At 41.3% G+C, this 18,526-nt stretch carries 20 protein-coding genes; 5 read left to right on the forward strand and 15 right to left on the reverse strand.

All coding sequences use genetic code 11. The features are described 5' to 3' along the window. The first annotated feature begins 9 nt into the window (after positions 1-9). From PMAN_RS08165 to PMAN_RS08180, 4 genes are all read left to right on the forward strand, one after another. Positions 10-708, forward strand: a complete 699-nt coding sequence (locus tag PMAN_RS08165) for a transglutaminase-like cysteine peptidase (RefSeq protein WP_010557323.1) — start codon at positions 10-12, stop codon at positions 706-708. Then, positions 692-2,698 (forward strand): bifunctional diguanylate cyclase/phosphodiesterase, encoded by a 2,007-nt coding sequence (locus tag PMAN_RS08170; protein WP_010557322.1) that lies wholly within the window; start codon positions 692-694, stop codon positions 2,696-2,698. The genes PMAN_RS08165 and PMAN_RS08170 overlap by 17 nt, the downstream gene beginning before the upstream one ends. A 22-nt stretch (positions 2,699-2,720) precedes the next feature. Beyond that, positions 2,721-3,248: a hypothetical protein gene (locus PMAN_RS08175; RefSeq protein WP_010557321.1), complete on the forward strand. Its 528-nt coding sequence runs from the start codon at positions 2,721-2,723 to the stop codon at positions 3,246-3,248. A 246-nt stretch (positions 3,249-3,494) separates the two neighbouring features. Beyond that, positions 3,495-4,805, forward strand: a complete 1,311-nt coding sequence (locus PMAN_RS08180) for an O-antigen ligase family protein (protein WP_010557320.1) — start codon at positions 3,495-3,497, stop codon at positions 4,803-4,805. 412 nt (positions 4,806-5,217) lie between these two features. On the opposite strand, the gene PMAN_RS08185 is transcribed toward PMAN_RS08180, so the two are convergent. The 14 genes from PMAN_RS08185 to yceD all read right to left on the reverse strand — a co-directional run bounded on the left by PMAN_RS08185 (position 5,218) and on the right by yceD (position 17,129). Then, a complete protein-coding gene (locus PMAN_RS08185; protein ID WP_010557319.1) occupies positions 5,218-7,077 on the reverse strand; it encodes an alkaline phosphatase D family protein in 1,860 nt (619 codons plus the stop codon). A 4-nt stretch (positions 7,078-7,081) separates the two neighbouring features. Further along, positions 7,082-7,861 (reverse strand): TatD family hydrolase, encoded by a 780-nt coding sequence (locus PMAN_RS08190; RefSeq protein ID WP_010557318.1) that lies wholly within the window; start codon positions 7,859-7,861, stop codon positions 7,082-7,084. A 19-nt stretch (positions 7,862-7,880) separates the two neighbouring features. Next, entirely contained in the window at positions 7,881-8,207 is a 327-nt protein-coding gene (locus tag PMAN_RS08195; protein WP_006792298.1) for a PilZ domain-containing protein, read from the reverse strand. Positions 8,208-8,218: 11 nt separating this feature from the next. After that, positions 8,219-9,133 carry a DNA polymerase III subunit gene (locus tag PMAN_RS08200; RefSeq protein ID WP_010557317.1) on the reverse strand — a complete coding sequence of 305 codons (915 nt, stop codon included), beginning with the start codon at positions 9,131-9,133 and terminating at the stop codon, positions 8,219-8,221. Between the two features lies 1 nt (position 9,134). Beyond that, entirely contained in the window at positions 9,135-9,761 is a 627-nt protein-coding gene (gene tmk / locus PMAN_RS08205) for a dTMP kinase (protein ID WP_010557316.1), read from the reverse strand. Positions 9,762-9,768: 7 nt separating this feature from the next. Beyond that, a complete protein-coding gene (gene mltG, locus PMAN_RS08210; protein ID WP_010557315.1) occupies positions 9,769-10,755 on the reverse strand; it encodes an endolytic transglycosylase MltG in 987 nt (328 codons plus the stop codon). After that, a complete protein-coding gene (pabC, locus tag PMAN_RS08215; protein ID WP_010557314.1) occupies positions 10,755-11,573 on the reverse strand; it encodes an aminodeoxychorismate lyase in 819 nt (272 codons plus the stop codon). The genes mltG and pabC overlap by 1 nt, the downstream gene beginning before the upstream one ends. Before the next feature lie 59 nt (positions 11,574-11,632). Further along, positions 11,633-12,871 (reverse strand): beta-ketoacyl-ACP synthase II, encoded by a 1,239-nt coding sequence (gene fabF, locus PMAN_RS08220; RefSeq protein WP_010557313.1) that lies wholly within the window; start codon positions 12,869-12,871, stop codon positions 11,633-11,635. 276 nt (positions 12,872-13,147) lie between these two features. Then, entirely contained in the window at positions 13,148-13,384 is a 237-nt protein-coding gene (gene acpP, locus PMAN_RS08225; RefSeq protein ID WP_006792304.1) for an acyl carrier protein, read from the reverse strand. Positions 13,385-13,633: 249 nt separating this feature from the next. Next, positions 13,634-14,380 (reverse strand): 3-oxoacyl-ACP reductase FabG, encoded by a 747-nt coding sequence (gene fabG, locus PMAN_RS08230; RefSeq protein ID WP_006792305.1) that lies wholly within the window; start codon positions 14,378-14,380, stop codon positions 13,634-13,636. A gap of 10 nt (positions 14,381-14,390) precedes the next feature. Next, positions 14,391-15,317 carry an ACP S-malonyltransferase gene (gene fabD, locus PMAN_RS08235; protein WP_010557312.1) on the reverse strand — a complete coding sequence of 309 codons (927 nt, stop codon included), beginning with the start codon at positions 15,315-15,317 and terminating at the stop codon, positions 14,391-14,393. A gap of 53 nt (positions 15,318-15,370) precedes the next feature. Further along, complete coding sequence (gene plsX / locus PMAN_RS08240; RefSeq protein WP_010557311.1) at positions 15,371-16,411, reverse strand: phosphate acyltransferase PlsX; 1,041 nt, start codon at positions 16,409-16,411, stop codon at positions 15,371-15,373. A gap of 12 nt (positions 16,412-16,423) precedes the next feature. Then, positions 16,424-16,594, reverse strand: coding sequence for a 50S ribosomal protein L32 (gene rpmF / locus PMAN_RS08245; protein WP_004587686.1), 171 nt, complete (start codon positions 16,592-16,594; stop codon positions 16,424-16,426). A 10-nt stretch (positions 16,595-16,604) separates the two neighbouring features. Continuing rightward, a complete protein-coding gene (gene yceD, locus PMAN_RS08250) occupies positions 16,605-17,129 on the reverse strand; it encodes a 23S rRNA accumulation protein YceD (RefSeq protein ID WP_006792308.1) in 525 nt (174 codons plus the stop codon). A 131-nt stretch (positions 17,130-17,260) separates the two neighbouring features. Here yceD and PMAN_RS08255 point away from each other — a divergent pair, with 131 nt between their 5' ends. Then, positions 17,261-17,857 (forward strand): Maf family protein, encoded by a 597-nt coding sequence (locus tag PMAN_RS08255; protein ID WP_010557310.1) that lies wholly within the window; start codon positions 17,261-17,263, stop codon positions 17,855-17,857. A 15-nt stretch (positions 17,858-17,872) separates the two neighbouring features. Here the strand turns inward: PMAN_RS08255 and PMAN_RS08260 are convergent, their stop codons facing one another. Next, positions 17,873-18,523 carry an HAD-IA family hydrolase gene (locus tag PMAN_RS08260; protein ID WP_010557309.1) on the reverse strand — a complete coding sequence of 217 codons (651 nt, stop codon included), beginning with the start codon at positions 18,521-18,523 and terminating at the stop codon, positions 17,873-17,875. Positions 18,524-18,526: the final 3 nt, after the last annotated feature.

Below are 18,526 nucleotides of genomic sequence, written 5' to 3' on the forward strand. Positions count from 1 at the left end.
GGAACGTATGTGCGCTTAAGTGTTTGCATTTTAATTGTTATGTCGTTTTTTGTGTACGCGCAAGACGCACTTATGCATTTGCGTAACAGCGATATACTAAACCGTGCACAACAACATTATGGCGACGAAGGCTACACCCGTATTAAAAATTGGCTTAGTTTTATAGATAGCAGCCAAGGTAAAAGCGAGTGGCAACAAATACACCTAGTTAACGACTTTTTTAATAAACACATACAATACCAAACCGACGACGACCTGTGGCAAAAAAAAGATTACTGGGCCACCCCGCTTGAAAGCTTAGGCGTTGGTATGGGCGACTGTGAAGACTACGTAATAGCCAAATACTTTACGCTAATTGCACTAGGCATACCGGAAGATAAAATACGGTTAATGTATGTAAGGCAAAAAACAGTAAACCAGCCGCATATGGTATTAATTTATTTTGAAGAGCCTAACCAAATACCGCTTGTGTTAGGTAATTTTAATACTAAACTTTTACCCGCTAATAAACGGCCTGATTTAAAACCTATATACAGCTTTAACGGCCAAGGTTTATGGCTAGCTAAAGCAAAAGGGTTGGGTAATAAAGTAAAAAATAGCCGTGGTGTATCGGCCTGGAACACCATGCTGCAACGCATAGAACACGGTGAGCTTGCGCCCACCAACAGTAACATTAAAGGAACTAGTAGTTATGTATCGACTTTTTAAAAATGGACTTAGTTTAAAAACCCAAGTGTACGGGTTAATTATTTTAATTTCGGTTATTTCGTTTTTTGTACGTGTAGTTACCGACGTACAAACCACCCGCCACTATTTGCAAACCCAAATGGGCAGCCACGCGCAAGACACCGCAACCAGTTTGGGGCTTTCTATTTCGCCCTACCTTGACGACGAAAGTTTAATGATTGCCCAAACCATGGCCACGGCTATTTTTGATAGTGGCTATTATAGGCAAATTAAATTTACCGACATGCAAAGTAATATGGTGTTTGAGCTTACTAACCCTAAACGGGTTGAGTCGGTACCTGGCTGGTTTATTAATGCGGTAGAGCTTAACGCGCCCACTATGAGCAGCGAGCTTAATAATGGCTGGGTTATGGCAGGTACGCTTGAAGTAACTAGCCATGCTGGGCAGTCGTACTTAACGCTTTGGGAGCACACTAAACGTAGCTTTTACGGATCGTTTTTATTACTTGCGGGATCGCTTGCGGTTGCGTTTTTAATTTTAGGCACGGTGTTTAGGCCGCTAAAAGCCGTAGAACATCAAGCACAATTGGTTACGCGTAAACGCTTTACCTTAAACGAGCAAATACCGGTTGCACGCGAGCTACGTACAGTAACTAAAGCCATAAACAATATGGTTATTAATTTACAAAGCACGTTTGACTCGTTAACAAAACAAACCCAAACCCTCACCGAAGAAGTATACATAGACCCACTTACTGGGCTTGGGAATCGTCGGTCGTTTGAAAACCATTTTAGCTCAGTGGTTGATACAATAACTGAAGACGCGCCAATAACCGCAATGATGATCACCCTGCCTTCGCTTACTAATATTAACCAAACCGTTAGCTACCAAGACGGCGACGAACACGTTTACGATGTAAGCACTACTTTGCAATCTATACTAAGCGAGTTAACTAACACTAAACTTTTTAAGCTTAATGGCAGTACGTTTATAGCACTGGCCCCATTTGACGTACCATTTTTAAATAAAACCAAGCTAGACATTAACGATGCTTTTAGCCAAAAGAAAAACAGCTTACATGTAAACGGGTTTGCTAACTTGTCGCTTGTAAGTGTTGAAAAAGGCTCGAGCTTGGGGAGTGTGCTTTCGGCGCTTGATACCGGTTGTACCATTGGCGAAACCGCAGCTACTAATAAAGTAGATAAAGACACTCTATTTAGTGTTAAACAATGGCGTGCGCTAATTCAATCGATTATTGATTCGGGCGAGGTGAGTTTTTCGGTGCAGGCTGTTAAGCAAGCTAACTCAGAGCACCAGCAGTGCTATTTTGAGGTGTTTGCACACTTTATACATGAAGGTGAAAAAGTAAATAACGGCCATTTATTTGCTATGGCCGAAAAACTTAATTTAACCGAAGAACTCGACAAAAAAATAATACGCAATTTTGTAAACGTTAAAGAGCAATACCCAAAAGATGTGTTTGCCCTTAATTTAAGTAAAGCCGCGTTATACTCTACCGATTTTATAGAGTGGCTTACGCTTTACGCGACTACTAAACCTATTTTAAAAACTAACTTATTGTTTGAGCTACACGAAATAAGCTTACTTTATAATGTGCATGTAGCCAGTTTACATATAGATGCCATTAAAGATATTGGTATTAATGTGTGTGTAGAACATTTTGGTACCAGTTTAACGTCGTTTAGGTACTTACAAGGCCTAGATATTGAATTTGTAAAAATTGACGGCAGCTACATACAAGACTTACTAGATAACACCCAAAGCCAATTTTTTATTCAAACGGTAAATAATATTTGCCACGGTTTTGGTATTAAAGTTTTAGCCTGCTTAATTGAAAAACCTGAGACTTTAAAGGCACTTGAAAAACTGGGCTGCGACGGAGTACAAGGCAATTTAATAATGCCGCCTTCGCAAATAGTAAAAACTAATAATAATGGCGTAAATAAAGAGTTTACTTTTTGCTCTAATACGCTAAAATTTTGTAATTAGACACTCAACCATGGGACGAGACATGAAAAAACTAATTTTAGCTGGCTTAATTGCTGGTGCCACTGCAGTGGTTACATTACCTGTATATGCACAAGCAGACAGCGCTGGCCTTGTTAGCGTATTAAACAATGCGACTGCAGATACTTCGCCAGAGCAACTTCAAGCAGACTTACTTGCTGCTATTGAAGCTGCTTGTAGTGATTGTTCTGCTGAAGACGTAGAAGCGTTAATTAACGATGCAGTTGCTGCTGTAGGCCCAGATAGCCCGTTAGTTGCTGATGTACTAGGCGCAATGAGTGCTGCTGGTATAGATAGCGATACGCTTACATTAGCTGCTGTAACTGCTGGTGTTGATGCAACTACTGCCTCTGAGGCAACGGCTGCTGGTAATCCAAATGCACCAGGTCAAAACCCTGGTAATAACGCTGCGCCAAACAGTAACGCTAACCCAAATGCACGTTCACGTGTGCCTGCATTTGTTAGCTTACCAACACCTCCGGGTGCTGGCGGTAATGGCGGCGACGACGGTATTTCTGAAGTTGATAACTAAAACCAACTTTTAATTATAAAAACGCAGCCAATTGGCTGCGTTTTTTGTTATGTGTACTACACAAATATGCAATAATGCGAAATATACAAGTTTTGAGTTTTTAGAAAACAGATATCAGTGAAGTAAATATGTATTAAACATTAGTGGTTAGCTATAAGTTTTCAGAAGATAGTAAAAAACAGATAGTAGTAGTTAGAAATAAGTTTTTAGGTTAAGTATTAGTAACAAGCGTTTATAGGGAAATTAGTGAACCGTTTAATTTTTGTATTGTTATGTGGCATTTTATTTTTACTCCCGTTACCTTTAGGCAGTTACCGACCTTGGGCCATACTTGCTATGGGCCTTTTAATAAGCGCTACGTTTATAACGCACTTAATTTACGGTGCTATAAATAATAACCAATCTTTGTACCCTCCTTTGTATTCGTGGCCTGTGTTTGCGGCGCTTGGTGTTGTTATTGCGGTGTGCGCCGTGCAAATGTTTACGGTAAGCGTTGATCCTTTTCAAACCAAACAAATGTTATTAAAAACCAGCTTTATGATTTTATTTTGCTGGCTTATTTTTATTTACTTTAACAGTGCTGCGCGCATTAAAAAGCTAATTTATGCGGTTATATGTGCTGGGGTTTTTCAGGCACTGTATGCTAGTTACTTAAATTTATCGCCCGATGTAGTTAGCCCTATTTTTGGGTATAAACATACCGACCGGGCCATTGGTACATTTACGTATTCTAACTTTTTAGCTAACTATTTAGCGCTGTGTTTATGTTTGGGTATAGGCGTATTGGTAAGCGAGTTAAAGCGCAATAACGGTAAAGGTAAAAACACATTAAAACAAACTCTTAGAGCTTGGGCCGAAATACTTTTAAGCTCTAAAATAGTGTTGCGTATTTCGTTAATAATTATAATTGTGGCGCTTATTTTAACCCGTAGCCGCATGGGTAACTCGGCCTTTTTTATTGCGTTAATGGTGGTAAGCTTTTTGGCGCTGTTTGTTTATAACAATAAACCTAAGGCGTTTAAGTTATTAATAGTGAGCTTTTTTATTATTGATTTAATAATTATTGGCGCTATTTTTGATGTTGAAAAAGTAAAGCAGCGTATTAGTGAAACAAGCATTGCGTCTGAAACCCGCGACGAGGTGGTACGCGACTCTATACCGCTTATTTTAGATAAGCCTTTATTGGGCTCGGGCGGCGGTACGTTTTATACCGCATTCCCTGCGTATCAGTCGGAGCCGTATTCGGGCTATTACGATAACGCCCATAACGATTATATTCAATTTGCCGTAGAGCTGGGTATACCTGCTACAGCTGCGCTTGGTTTGTTGGTTTTGTATTGTTTATGGTTGTGTGTTGCAACTATGCGCAAGCGCAAAACGGCGTTGTTTCAGGGTGTGGCTTTTGGATGTGCTATTGCGATTATTGATATGTTATTGCATTCATCGGTAGATTATTCGCTCCAAGCTGGTGCAAACTCTATGCTGTTTATGGTTATTTTATGTTTGGCGATTTTGAGTAATAAAATAGTTGTTAAACGTGTACGCAGTTTTAAATAGATATTTTCCAGTTTTCAGTTTTTAAAAATATTTTATTCAGGTAAGTAGTCATATCTCTAAATAATTAAACCAACACGGTATATTGCTAAGTGATTATGTCACCACCGAGAAGTAAAGGAGAAACCAAGGAGAAGTAACTAACCATTACTTATGTTTTCTCTGTGTAGCGCCAGCGGCTCGGTGTTCTCGGTAGTGATATTTATAAGCAATAAGAAGCTGCGCTTCTAACGTGAGCAAGCTCTACGTCTACAAGTAAATGCCAAACCTTACCAGTAGACGCGCAGCTTGCTGGCGTTTAAAAGCAACGCTTTTACATATCTATAAATAACGCGCCAGCAAGGAAGACGCCTACAAGAAAATACCAACCCCTCCCTTTTAGAAGGGCTTCATTCTATTAAGGCAATGCCGGGCTTTATTTGTGTTCTAGGTCGAATTCGGTGGTGTGGCCGTCGCCGTGGATGAGTTGATAGCGGGATAAGTCGCCGTTATCTAACGTTATTAGGCTTATTGCGGAGTCGCTTACTAAATACTTTTGGCCTTCGCCTAGGGTTTGGTGTTTGTCTACTTCCATGTGCCAGCGTTTGGTGAAAAAGTTAAGCGGGCTTTTGGGGCCGTATAAAATAGAGTCTAGTTTGTCTAGTACGTTTATTAACTTACGCGGGAATTCGTTTTTTATCCCGCTTGCGGTGAGCTGCCATATTCGGTTTGGGTGATCGCCAAAACGCTTTTGCACCGAAAAACAAAACGAGTAATGTACATCGCCTGATAAAATAAGGGTTTCGTTTGGGGTGTCGGTGCGTCTAAAGGTGTCGAGTAGTTTTTTAGCCGAGCCTTCGTGGGCCATCCAGTTTTCTACATCCACCATCAGTGGCTGGCCGCATATATTAAAAGCCGCTTGAATGGCTTCTATTGATTTAACACCAAATACTGGCGCGGGCGATACTATAATTACTTTATCGTGACTGAGTAGGCTTTCTTCAAGCTCTGTAAGGCGTTCCCAATCGAGCAGGCCTGATGGCTCGTTAAAATTGCTTTCGTTACGCCAGCGGTGTGTGCGGGTGTCGAGCACCACGACTTTAGGTGTTGTAGTTAACTCGTAATGCCAATGGTTAAATTCGTTCAGGGGTTTATCAAACGCTTTAAATTGCCATTGGTTATTAGCGCTTAAGCTTTGTTTAAATGGCGGTATTAGCGCGCTTGTTTTTGTTAGCGCGTCGTTACCCATACCTTGAAACAGCCAGTAACTTATAAGCCCATTATTAATTATACGTTTACTGCTTGGGTTTTGGTTTATGGCTTGCTCCCACCCTGCGGTGAGGTTCCAATCGTCGGTTACGTCGTGATCGTCAAACATCATTAACGTAGACACATTAGCAAATAATTTTTCTACTTCATTCAGCCCTTTAGCATAGCCAAGCAACGCCGATTTTTCGGCATTAAAAATACGTTGATGCTCGAGGTTTTGCCCGGTGTATTGTGCGTTTTTTAAATCAACACATTGCCATGCAGCGGCGCTTAAATTAAGTAAATAAAGCGCTATAAATTCTTCAAAGTGAATAAGGTGGTTAAATGCTTTTACGCTTGAAAAATGCGGCTCGTCTTTTTTAAGCCAATAACCCACACCCAGTTTTGAGCGCTTTTGCCACGGGGTTTTGGGTAAAAAATGGTGCCTGTTGTATAGCTGTTCATCAATTTTGTTAGGCAGAGGCAACGCCATGGGTTGTTCTTTATAAATACCTAGCTTTTCAATAAGCTGATGAATCACCAATAACATAGGCCCTGCTACATCGTCGGCGTAAACCTGGTCGCCGCTTAACAGCAATAATTGTGCGCCAGGTGTATTTTGGCTGCGTTGAGTGTTTTGCCATTGGCTTGATGTTACTAGGCTGTCTTTTGCGGGGTGATGCGCGTTTCGGCACGAGCCATGCAATATGCTATTTAGTTTATTAGGTATAACAAATGCTGGAGTTGCTTGGTTGCTGTAAGCCCAAGCTGATAGGTCAACCTCATTGCCATTTATTATTAATTGATACGCTAGTAAGGTGTCGAGCGCAAAAAGTGTACTTGCCGGTTTTACAACTACAAAGTGTAAATAAAGGCGTTCGCCTAGTGTAATGGTTTGTTGCTCGCTGACACTTTGCGTATTGAGTATATTAATTTGGCACTGTGCGGGGATTGACGTTGCAAATACTATGCATACGCCTGTTTGCTCAGCGCGGCGCACCATTGGCCCCATAAGTAACATAGGAAGTTGCGCCGCGTGAGTCGTCATATTATTAGCCTTTAGCTGCTAATTTAAATAGCGAGTAAAAGTTATCGGTGGTGGCTTTAGCTAGCTCGTTAAAGCTAATACCTTTTAACTCACTAATGTAATACGCAACATCTTGCACGTAAGCTGGCTGATTAGTTTGCCCTCGGTGCGGTACGGGTGCTAAATACGGCGAATCGGTTTCTATTAGTAGTCGGTCGAGTGGGATTTGCTTTACTACGTCTTTAAGCTCTACTGCATTTTTAAACGTTACAATGCCAGAAATAGAAATATAAAAGCCCATATCTATGGCTTTTTTAGCCATGTCCCAGTCTTCTGTAAAACAATGCAGTACGCCGCCACAGTTTTCGGCGTTGTGCTCGCGCATTAGATTAATGGTGTCTGCACGGGCGTCGCGTGTATGGATAATTAGCGGCTTATGTAGTTCGTTTGCCACATCAATATGGCCTACAAAACTTGCTTGCTGTACGGCATGCGTGTCTTTTGCGTAGTAGTAATCTAGGCCTGTTTCGCCTATGGCAACTACTTTATTGTGTGACGCTAAATCAATTAATTGCTGCTTGTTAAGCGCGTCTTTTTGATCGAGCGGATGCACGCCACACGAGGCCGATACATCGTCGTAGTGCTTAATTTTATCAAGCATACTTGGGAATTGGTCAAGCGTAACGCTTACACATAAAAAGTGTTCAACCTGTTTGGCGCGTGCTTGGTCTAGCACTTGGTCTAGGTTTAAATCGAGTTTATCAAAATCAAGACGGTCTAAATGGCAATGCGAATCTACAATCAAAATTGGGCCTGTTTTTTTACTACATGGTGTAAGTTGGATTACCGGAGTTTAACATAGTCCCCAGTAGTTTTTCGATCTTGGCGTTTAGGTTTGTTTTGTCGTCTAAAAAGCTAATACCAATCCCTGGCGGGTTTGAGCTTTGTGCGCCTTGTGGGGTGATCCACGCAACCTTGCCAGTGACTATGTCGTCTTCTAGTGCGTCGGGAAGGGTTACACGTAACGCCAGCGAGTGCCCTACTTCGTAACGCATGTTAGTACGCACAAATAAGCCGCCTTTTTTTAAGTAAGGCATGTAACAGCGATATAATTCGTCTAGGTCGTCTATATCTACTAATAGCTCTTGCATGGTTAATCCTTTTATTTATTACGTAAAATGTACGCTAATCGCGATACGGCGAGCGGTAAATTAAGGCCGAGAATTTTTGTGTTATTTTGCAAAAATTCGCTAAGTGCTTGCTGCGCTTGTTGATACGCTTCAAAGCTCATACCTTGTAATAATTGCTGTTTTAATTGCTCGCTTAAAAATAAGGTAAATATACGAACCAGCTCCGGTTGTTTATTTATTATATCGACTAACGCTTTGAAATTATGGCTTTGTTTAAACTCAGTTGCAAACTTATAAAGGGTATCTATATTTTGTAACTGGTTTTGCTCTTGCCACTGTTTTACTTGTAATGGCTGGCTATAAAAAAGCGGTAGCCAAGGGTAATTTTGTATTTGTAACGACTCAAGCCATTGCTGCGCTAGTTGTGTACTTGTTACTTTTACGTCGGTTTTAGCGCATCGGCTTAAAATAGTGGCTGGCAATTGTGCAGGTTGGCTTGTGGTTAATATTAAAAACCGGCTATTGCTTGGTTCTTCAAGCGTTTTTAACAAGGCGTTAGCCGCTGCCATGGTCATTTTTTCGCAGTTTTCTATTACCACTACTTTGTTGCCATTTTGCGCCGCTGAGTGGTTCATAAAATCGCTAATGGCGCGTATGTCGTCTACGCCAATGCTTTGGCCGTCTACCTGGGTTATGCGCTTGTCGGGGTGTGTACCCGCAAGGTTAAGCGAGCAACTTTTACATTGCTCACATGGCGCTAAAATACTGTTTGGTGCGGCTGTTTGCTGGGTGATATTTTGGCATAACAAGGCATTGGCTAGTTCGTCACTTAAGGCAAACTTACCTACACCCACAGGCCCGCAAAACAATTGGGCATGATGAAAACGCTGACCACGAAAGCTTTGTGCTAAGTGTTGCTGTGTTTCATATAGCCAAGGTAGAGACATGTTATTTTAGCTCTTCAAAAAAAGTACGTAATACGTTTGTGATATCGCGATGTACCTTATCAATTTCTTGATTGGCATCTACGGTTTTAATTGAGTTGTCGTCGCTTGCAAGCTCTAGGTAGCGCATGCGTGTACGCTGAAAAAACTCAATGGCTTCTTGCTCTATTCGATCAAGTTCACCTCGCCCTTTAGCACGTTCAAGACCAATTACTGGGTCTATGTCGAGGTAAATGGTTAAGTCGGGCTTTAGGCCTTTTAATACCATAGACGATAACGACGCTAGTGTATTTGAGCTAATGCCACGCCCGCCGCCTTGATACGCCTGCGACGATAAGTCGTGACGGTCAGCTAATATCCATTTACCTTGCTCAAGCGCAGGGTTTATTACGTTATGCATTAGCTGCGAACGTGCGGCGTACATAATAAGCAGCTCGGTTTCGAAGGCTATTTCTTCTTCGTGTTCGGCTTTTACCAAGGTGCGTAACGATTCGGCCAATGGCGTGCCGCCAGGTTCGCGTACGTTAATGTAATCTATTTGTTTTTTGTTTAAAAAGTCTTGGCAAAGTGAAATAGCGGTTGATTTACCCGCGCCTTCTAAGCCTTCTACTACTATAAATTTTGGTTTCATAAACACGTTAATTCTTTTTATTTAAAATATAGGTTTTAACTGCCGCGTTATGTTGTTTTAACGTGGTAGAAAATTGGTGGCTGCCATCGCCTTTTGCTACAAAGTAAACATAGTCGCTTTGTGGCGGGTTTACCGCAGCTAAAATAGCTTCTTTTGATGGCATAGCTATTGGCGTTGGCGGTAATCCATCAATACGGTAGGTATTGTATGGCGTATGATTGCGTAAATCTTTGTATTTAATATCACCATCAAAGTTTTCACCCAGGCCATATATTACGGTTGGATCGGTTTGTAGGCGCATTTTGGTGTTTAACCGATTGACAAAAACCGAAGCAATTAACGGGCGCTCGCTGGCTACTGCGGTTTCTTTTTCAATAATTGAGGCCATTATTAGTGCCTCGTACGCGGTGTTGTAAGGTAAATTGTTAACGCGTTTTTGCCATGCATCGCTTAGTGTTTGTTGCATGGTTTGTGCGGCGCGTTTTAATACACTGCTTGCGGTATCGTTATGCTGGTAGTGGTAAGTATCTGGAAATAACCAGCCTTCTAACAATGTATCTTCATTTATAATTTGCTTACCTAACTCGTCTAACTTTAGATCGTTATTTAAATTAGGCGCATTTTTAATATTTGCTATTACATCGCGCAGCGCTTGGCCTTCAATAATGGTAAAGCTAAAGCTGATTTGTTGACCTTGGTTTATTTTTTTTATGTTATTAATAACACTGGTATTTGAAAGCTCGTAAAGCCCGGCTTTTAAATCGGTTAGCGTGGGGTCGAGCTTTGCAATAACTTGGTAACGCCAACAGCTTTCAACCCAGTTTTTTGCTTGCCATTGCAGGCATAATTTATTAAAACCGGTGCCCTTTTTTACCTCAAATTGCGTGCTTTCGCCTATATTTAGCGGGCTTTGTAGGGTTGCCTGCAATTGCTGATAGCCAATAGCTGTGCTAATAATCGCTAAAAAAGCGACTGATAAAATAACTTTTAACACTAAGCCTCCTTGGCTAATAAATTAGTTAGCAATGCGTTGCTGTACGCTACATTAAAGCACTGTTGCTCTATGCGTTTAACAGGTACAGCATGCATTAAGCTGTTGCATACAAATACAGCATCGGCCTTGGTTAAATCGTTTACTGTAATGTGTTTAAACTCAACCGTTAATTTATCACATAACGCTTGCAGATAAACGCCCTTTATACCGCATTCATTGAGCTTTGGTGTAAATACTTTACCGTGTTTAATGGCAAATATATTAGCTGCTGAGGCTTCAATTACCTGGTTGTTGTAGTCGAGCACAAGTACGTCTTCGCAATTTTGCGTTTGCATGGCTTTTTTAATGAGTACTTGCTCTAACCTATTTAGGGTTTTTAGCCCCGCAAGTAAAGGCTGCGCCGCTAATTTAATTGGGCTTATTTCAAGGCTAACCCCCAGCTCTGCAAGTGCATTGTAGTTAGCAGGGTATTCAAGCACGCTTACTATAATTGTTAAATTACATTCGCTTGGTAGGTTATAACCACGCCCGCCTTCACCGCGTGTTACGAGTATTTTTAACACGCCCGTTTGCTTTTGTTTTACTTGATTGTGTATGTATTGCTCTAAAGAGCTAAAGTCGAGTTCAGGAAAGGCTAAACGCTCGGCACATTCAGCTAGGCGAGCCTTGTGGTGGTGCCAATATTCAACTTGCCCATTTACAATTTTTGCTGTTGTAAAAAAACCATCGCCATAGTTTAAGCCTCTGTCGGCTATGCTAACGGCGTTTGATTGGCTGGCATTTATGATTATTTGCGTATTATTTATTATTTTTTGCATATAAAAAAAGCCCAGTTAAACAACTGAGCTCTTATAAAGTGGTTCGTTGTTAAAAAAGATTATACCTTTTTAAATAGCAACGAGCCATTAGTACCACCAAAGCCAAATGAGTTACACAGTGAGTAATCTAGTTTTGCATCGCGTGCTGTATGTGCAATGTAATCTAGGTCACAGCCTTCATCTGGGTTATCAAGGTTGATAGTAGGCGACACTTTTTGATCTTTTAGCGACAATATCGACACGATTGATTCAACTGAGCCCGCTGCACCCAGTAAGTGACCCATCATCGATTTAGACGAGCCAACCATTACGTCTTTTGCAGCATCACCAAAAATAGATTTAACTGCAGCAGTTTCAGCTTTATCGCCAGCGTTGGTCGATGTACCGTGGGCGTTAATGTAACCTACTTGATCTGCATTTACTTGCGCATCTTTTAATGCGTTTTCCATGGCAAGGGCTGCGCCTGCGCCGTCTTCTGGTGGAGATGTCATGTGGAATGCATCACCACTCATACCAAAACCAACTAGCTCGGCATAAATGTTTGCGCCACGTGCTTTTGCGTGTTCGTATTCTTCAACAACTACAACACCAGCACCGTCAGAAAGTACAAAACCGTCACGGTCTTTATCCCACGGGCGCGACGCTGCTTGTGGGTCGTCGTTACGTGTTGATAATGCGCGTGCTGCGTTAAAGCCACCCATACCAATTGGTGTACACGCTTTTTCTGCACCGCCAGCAACCATAGCGTCGGCATCGCCGTAGGCAATCATACGCGCTGCATGGCCAATGTTATGTAAACCTGTCGTACACGCAGTTACAATTGAAATATTAGGGCCACGTAGTCCGTACATTATTGATAAATGACCCGAGATCATATTAATAATGGTAGAAGGCACATAAAATGGAGATAGCTTACGTGGACCACTGTTAAGTAACTTAACGTGGTTTTCTTCAATTAGTGTTAGGCCGCCAATGCCAGAACCAACAGCAACACCAATGCGCGTTGCGTTTTCTTCTGTGATTTCTAAACCTGAATCTTTAAAGGCTTGAACACCCGCTGCTAAACCATATTGGATAAATAAATCCATTTTTTTTGCATCTTTTGGTGGCATATAAGCCGATGCATCAAAGTCGTTGATTAAACCAGCGAACTTTGTTCCAAATTTTGATGTGTCAAAGTGTGTTATTGTTTGTATACCACTTTTAGCATCTAATAAGCCTTGCCAGGTTGATTGAACATCATTGCCTAGCGGCGTCAACATTCCTAAGCCAGTTACGACGACACGACGTTTAGCCACGGTTTGCCTCCAATAAGGGATATTTATAATTTTATTAAAATTTTAACCATTTTAATTTTTAAATGGTTTTTTAATCCAATTAGATTCACAAGGGGATCATCATACCCAAGCAACCTCAAAGTGCGAGTCTCAAACTTGTTTGACAACACATAACGTAAACAAAATTAATGTTAGTTAAATTTGGGGAGTTAAGGTTTGATTTTTGAATCATGAACTTTGAGGTGGTTTGGATACATAGATTAAAGGCAGCGAATGCTGCCTTTAATATACAATTGATTACTCAGCGTGAGCTGTTACGTAATCGATTGCGCTTTGAACTGTAGTGATCTTTTCAGCTTCTTCGTCTGGGATCTCAGTGTCAAACTCTTCTTCAAGAGCCATTACTAGTTCTACAGTATCAAGAGAATCTGCACCTAGGTCATCTACGAAAGAAGATTCGTTTTTAACTTCTTCTTCTTTAACACCTAGTTGTTCAATGATAATTTTTTTTACGCGTTCTTGGATATCGCTCATTCTTCTTTCCTTTATTAAAACGCCAATGCGTTATTTTCAGATTGCGGGGTAGTTTACGCCGCATAATTCTCTGATTCAATGATTTGACCGTAAATAATTGTCTGGTCAAACCTCTGAGTGTGTGTTTTCCCTGTTATCGCTTATTTTAATAGCAATTTCAAGTATGTTTAAAGCAAGTTCACAAATAATTCAATGTTTTTTAGTGAATTATGCCAACTTAATTTTACTCTTGTAATGGCTATATGGTTATTAAACCATATACATCGCGCCATTTACATGCAAAGTTTCACCTGATACATACGCAGCAGCGTCAGATGCTAAATAACACACTGCAGCTGCAATTTCGTCAGGCTGACCTAAACGACCCGCTGGCACATTGGCTAAAGTGGCTGCTTTTTGGTCATCGGTTAGCTCGTTGGTCATATCTGTTTGGATAAAACCCGGTGCAATTACGTTCACTGTAATACCGCGCGAGGCAACTTCGCGTGCTAATGATTTAGAAAAACCAATAACACCCGCTTTAGCCGCAGCGTAGTTAGCTTGCCCTGCATTACCCATAGTGCCTACTACCGAACCAATATTAATGATACGGCCGTTCTTTTTCTTCATCATTGGGCGTAATACTGCCTTAGACAAACGGAAAATAGAGCTTAGGTTGGTGTCGATAATATCGTCCCACTCGGCTTCTTTCATTCGCATAAGTAAATTGTCGCGCGTGATACCTGCGTTATTTACTAGTACGTCAATATCGCCTAAGTCGGCTTTTATTGCAGCCAAAGTAGCCTCAATTGAAGCAGGATCGGTGACGTTTAATGCATAACCTTTACCGTTATCACCTAAATAGTCACTAATGTTAGCCGCACCCGACTCGCTTGTTGCTGTACCAGCGACTTTTGCGCCTTGTGCAACCAGCATAGTTGCAATTGCTTTACCAATACCACGGCTTGCGCCTGTAATTAGGACAACTTTGCCCTCTAAAGAAAATAAGTTAGACATTTTTTTACTCTTATTTAGCTGTATCAATTGAAGCGGCGTCGTTTACTGAGCCACATACCATTGCTTTATCAATTCGTTTTGCCAGGCCTGTTAATACTTTACCCGGACCAAATTCGTAGCTCTGCGTTACACCTTGCGCCACTAAAGCTTGCACGGTTTCTGTCCAGCGTACTGGGCTGTATAATTGACGCACAAGTGCATCTTTAATCGCGTCAGCTGAACTTTCTGCTTTTACATCTACATTATTAATTACATCACACTTAGGTGTATTAAATGTTAAAGCGGCTAAATCATTCGCCAGTTTTTCTGCTGCCGGCTTCATCAATTCGCAATGCGAAGGCACACTAACCGATAGCGGTAATGCGCGTTTTGCGCCCGCTTCTTTACAGGCTACTGAGGCTCTATCTACTGCCGCTTTATGCCCGGCTATTACAACTTGACCTGGTGAATTGTAGTTAACTGGCGATACAACTTCGCCTTGTGCTGATGCTGCACACGCCGCTTTAATTTCGTCGTCGCCTAAACCAATAATAGCGGCCATTGAGCCCACACCTGCTGGTACGGCTTCTTGCATGTACAAGCCACGGTTTTCAACTAATTTTACAGCTTCGCTTAAACTAATCACGTTACTGCATACCAGTGCTGAATATTCACCTAAGCTGTGCCCTGCCATGACAACATCGGCATCTGGATTTTTAGCTAACCAGTCGCGATAAATCGCAACGCTTGCGGTTAATAATGCAGGTTGAGTTCGGTGGGTTTCGTTTAGTTTTTCTTCTGGACCGTTAAGAACTAACGCTGCTAAGTCGTATCCCAATGCGGTTGATGCTTCTGCAAACGTTGATTTTACAATGTCGGAGGTTTCTAAAAGCGCTTGTAACATACCTACGCTTTGCGAACCTTGACCTGGGAATAGAAGTGCAATTTTTTGTGCCATACTTTGCTCTTTTTAATTAAACAAATAAATAATGAAATACACGGCACATCAATTTACTGATTGGCCACCGTGTCTTTAGAATGTGTTTTTTCGAAAATAGCGGCTATTTTAGTGGGAAGTTGGCGTTCAACTTCTTTTACCGCTTCATCGATTGCTGCTTGAAATGCCTTAGCTGAGGCGTTTCCATGGCTTTTAACGACAATACCGCGCAATCCTACCAGAGAAGCACCGTTATACTGGTCGGGGTTCACCCTTTTATAGAGTTTTTTTATGATTGGACTAAGGATAAACGCCATACATTTATATATAAGGTGTTTTTCGAGGGCTTTTGAGAACTTATTCATGATAAGTTTGGCTATGCCTTCACAGGTTTTAAGGGCAACGTTGCCAACAAACCCTTCACATACGATAACATCGGCCTTACCTGTAAAAATATCGCTGCCTTCACTGTAACCAATATAATTTATATGTGGGCTTTGCTGCATTAATTGCGCAGCGTGTTTTATGTCGTCGTGGCCTTTTATGTCTTCGGCACCAATGTTTAACAAACTTACGCGCGGGTTATCACACCCAAGTGCTTGGCCTGCAACCACGGAGCCCATTAGGCCAAATTGATAGAGTATTTCGCTATCACAATGTACGTTTGCGCCTAAGTCGAGTAAGTACACTGGATTTTTACGCTCTGTTGGTACAGATGAAATAAGTGCGGGACGTTTTACACCAGGCAACATTTTTAATACGTAATGCGCCATAAAAAATAACGCGCCAGTATTACCTGAACTTACGCATGCTTGAGCCTCGCCTGATTTTACTAAATCAAGGGCAACGCGCATTGAAGAATCTTTTTTTGAACGAACAGCAACAGCAGGTTCGCAGGCATTAGTGACTATTTCACTGCAATGACGAATTATGAGTCTTGGGTGAGATAAAGAATCGAGGGATTCGAGTTCTTTAGATATAACTTGCTCGTTACCACACAGTATAAGTGTAAGGTTGGCGTGAGCGTTTACTGCACTAACAGCAGCAGGAATAGATGAACGGGGGCCGTAATCGCCCCCCATCATATCTAACGCTATGGTTAGATTATTCAGCATCAAAGCAATCTCTTAGTTAGAAATTACTTGAACGCCTTTGTAGTAACCGTCAGCAGTTACATGGTGACGACGATGAGTCTCACCTGAAGTTTGGTCAACTGTTAAAGTTGGACCGTTGATCGCATCGTGTGAACGGCGCATGCCGCGTCTTGCACGAGACTTTTTGCTTTTTTGTACAGCCATTAGTCTTCTCCTAAGAATCTTTCTTAAGTTGTTTCAAAATATCAAATGGATTTGGTTTATCATCTTCCGCTTTTAACACACCAAAGCTGGCAGGCTTTGACGAGTAATTGCACGAAGCTTCGTTGTGTGTAGGCACCAATGGCACCGCTAAAATTAATTCGTCTTCGATTAACTCAAACACGTTAATTTCACCGTTTTCATCAAGCGCTACTTCATCGTAGTCTTCTGGAAGATCATCCGACTCAGCATCCAAACCAACAGGCGAATACATAAAGTCTTGATCCAAATCCAACCCTAAATCATCATTACAACGTTGACAAGTTACAGTAACGTGTGTGGACAAATTGCCGCTAATCACAACTAAACCTTGCTCATCGTTTTTGCACTGAATTTTTACCGCTATTTCACCTACTTCTTCCTGTACAACACCTCGTAAACGAGTCAGTTTTTCAAGCGGTACAATACCATCGTATGATAAACGGTGTTGCGCTGCTTTCCCAGGATGAAGAGTGAAGGGAATTTTTACCTTTTGCATAGGGGCTGCATCATATAGATAGTTAGTTTGTTAGTCAAAGTAAAAAACCATTTTTACTAGGTTTTTCACGTGTTTTACTCACGGATCTGATTTATCCTAACTCAATCTGATTTATCTTAGGAAAACCATTCATGAAGCACTCGCTTATTTTAGCCTCAAGCTCGCCTTTTAGGCAGTCTTTATTACAAAAATTTAATTTACCGTTTAAAGCCTTTTCACCCGATGTTGACGAATCAGCCCTTGAAAACGAAACACCCAATGAGTTAGTTAAGCGTTTAAGTGAACTTAAAGCTACTGAAGCTACTAAACATTTTAACGAAGGTTTAGTTATTGGCTCTGATCAAGTGGCTGTGTTTAATGACCAAATTTTAGGTAAGCCGCACACTAAAGAAAACGCCGTAAAGCAATTGAGCCTGTTTAGTGGCCAAACAGTTACTTTTTTAACCGGATTATGTGTTTTTGATATTCAAAGTGGGCAAAGGAGAAGCCTTGTTGAACCATTTAATGTGACTTTTAAAACACTCACTACAGCACAAATTAGCGCTTACTGCGATGCAGAACAGCCTTATAATTGTGCTGGCAGCTTTAAAAGTGAAGGACTCGGCATTTGTTTATTTGAAAAACTAAGCGGTGACGATCCCAATAGTTTAATTGGATTGCCACTCATTAAACTCAGCCAATTATTAGCTGAGTTTAATGTTGATGTGTTGAGCCTTCAAACCAAATAACGCTTGCTTTAAGTGTTAGCCTATTAAAACCTGTTGCAACTGTTGGTAGCTATCGACTGTTGCAATTGGGTCATACTCACTTAATTGCTGTGCATTGTGTACACCCATAGTAACGCCTATTCGGTCCATGTTTGCTGCCCTACCCATTGCCATATCAATTTGTGTATCACCTATCATTACAGCTTCGTTGGCACTTACGCCAAGCTCCACTAATAATTGATAAAGCATATCGGGTGAGGGTTTAGACTGTGCGTCGTCACTTGTGCGGGTGGCACTAAAAAAATGCCTCAGCTGGCTTTGATCTAATAAGCGTTCTAAGCCGTCTCTTCCTTTACCTGTTGCAATAGCAAGTACTGCCCCGTTTTGTTTAAGGGCATTGAGGACGTTTGCTACATCATCAAATACAGGTGTAGGTGTTGGGTCAACTTTATAATGTGCCTTGTATGCATTAATTAGTGCGGTTTGCTTTGTTGGGTAACTGGGGAATAGCACCTCCATTGCCTTTTCAAGCGACAGCCCAATAATATTTTTTATTGCGGTGTCGCTTGGCGGTGCAATATTTAAAGATTGTGCACTGCATTTAATACAGTTAACTATTTTGCCAATTGAGTCCATGATGGTGCCGTCCCAATCAAAAATAACTAATTTGTATTGATTACTGGCCATACA

This window comes from Pseudoalteromonas marina (assembly GCF_000238335.3).
Taxonomy (GTDB): domain Bacteria; phylum Pseudomonadota; class Gammaproteobacteria; order Enterobacterales; family Alteromonadaceae; genus Pseudoalteromonas; species Pseudoalteromonas marina.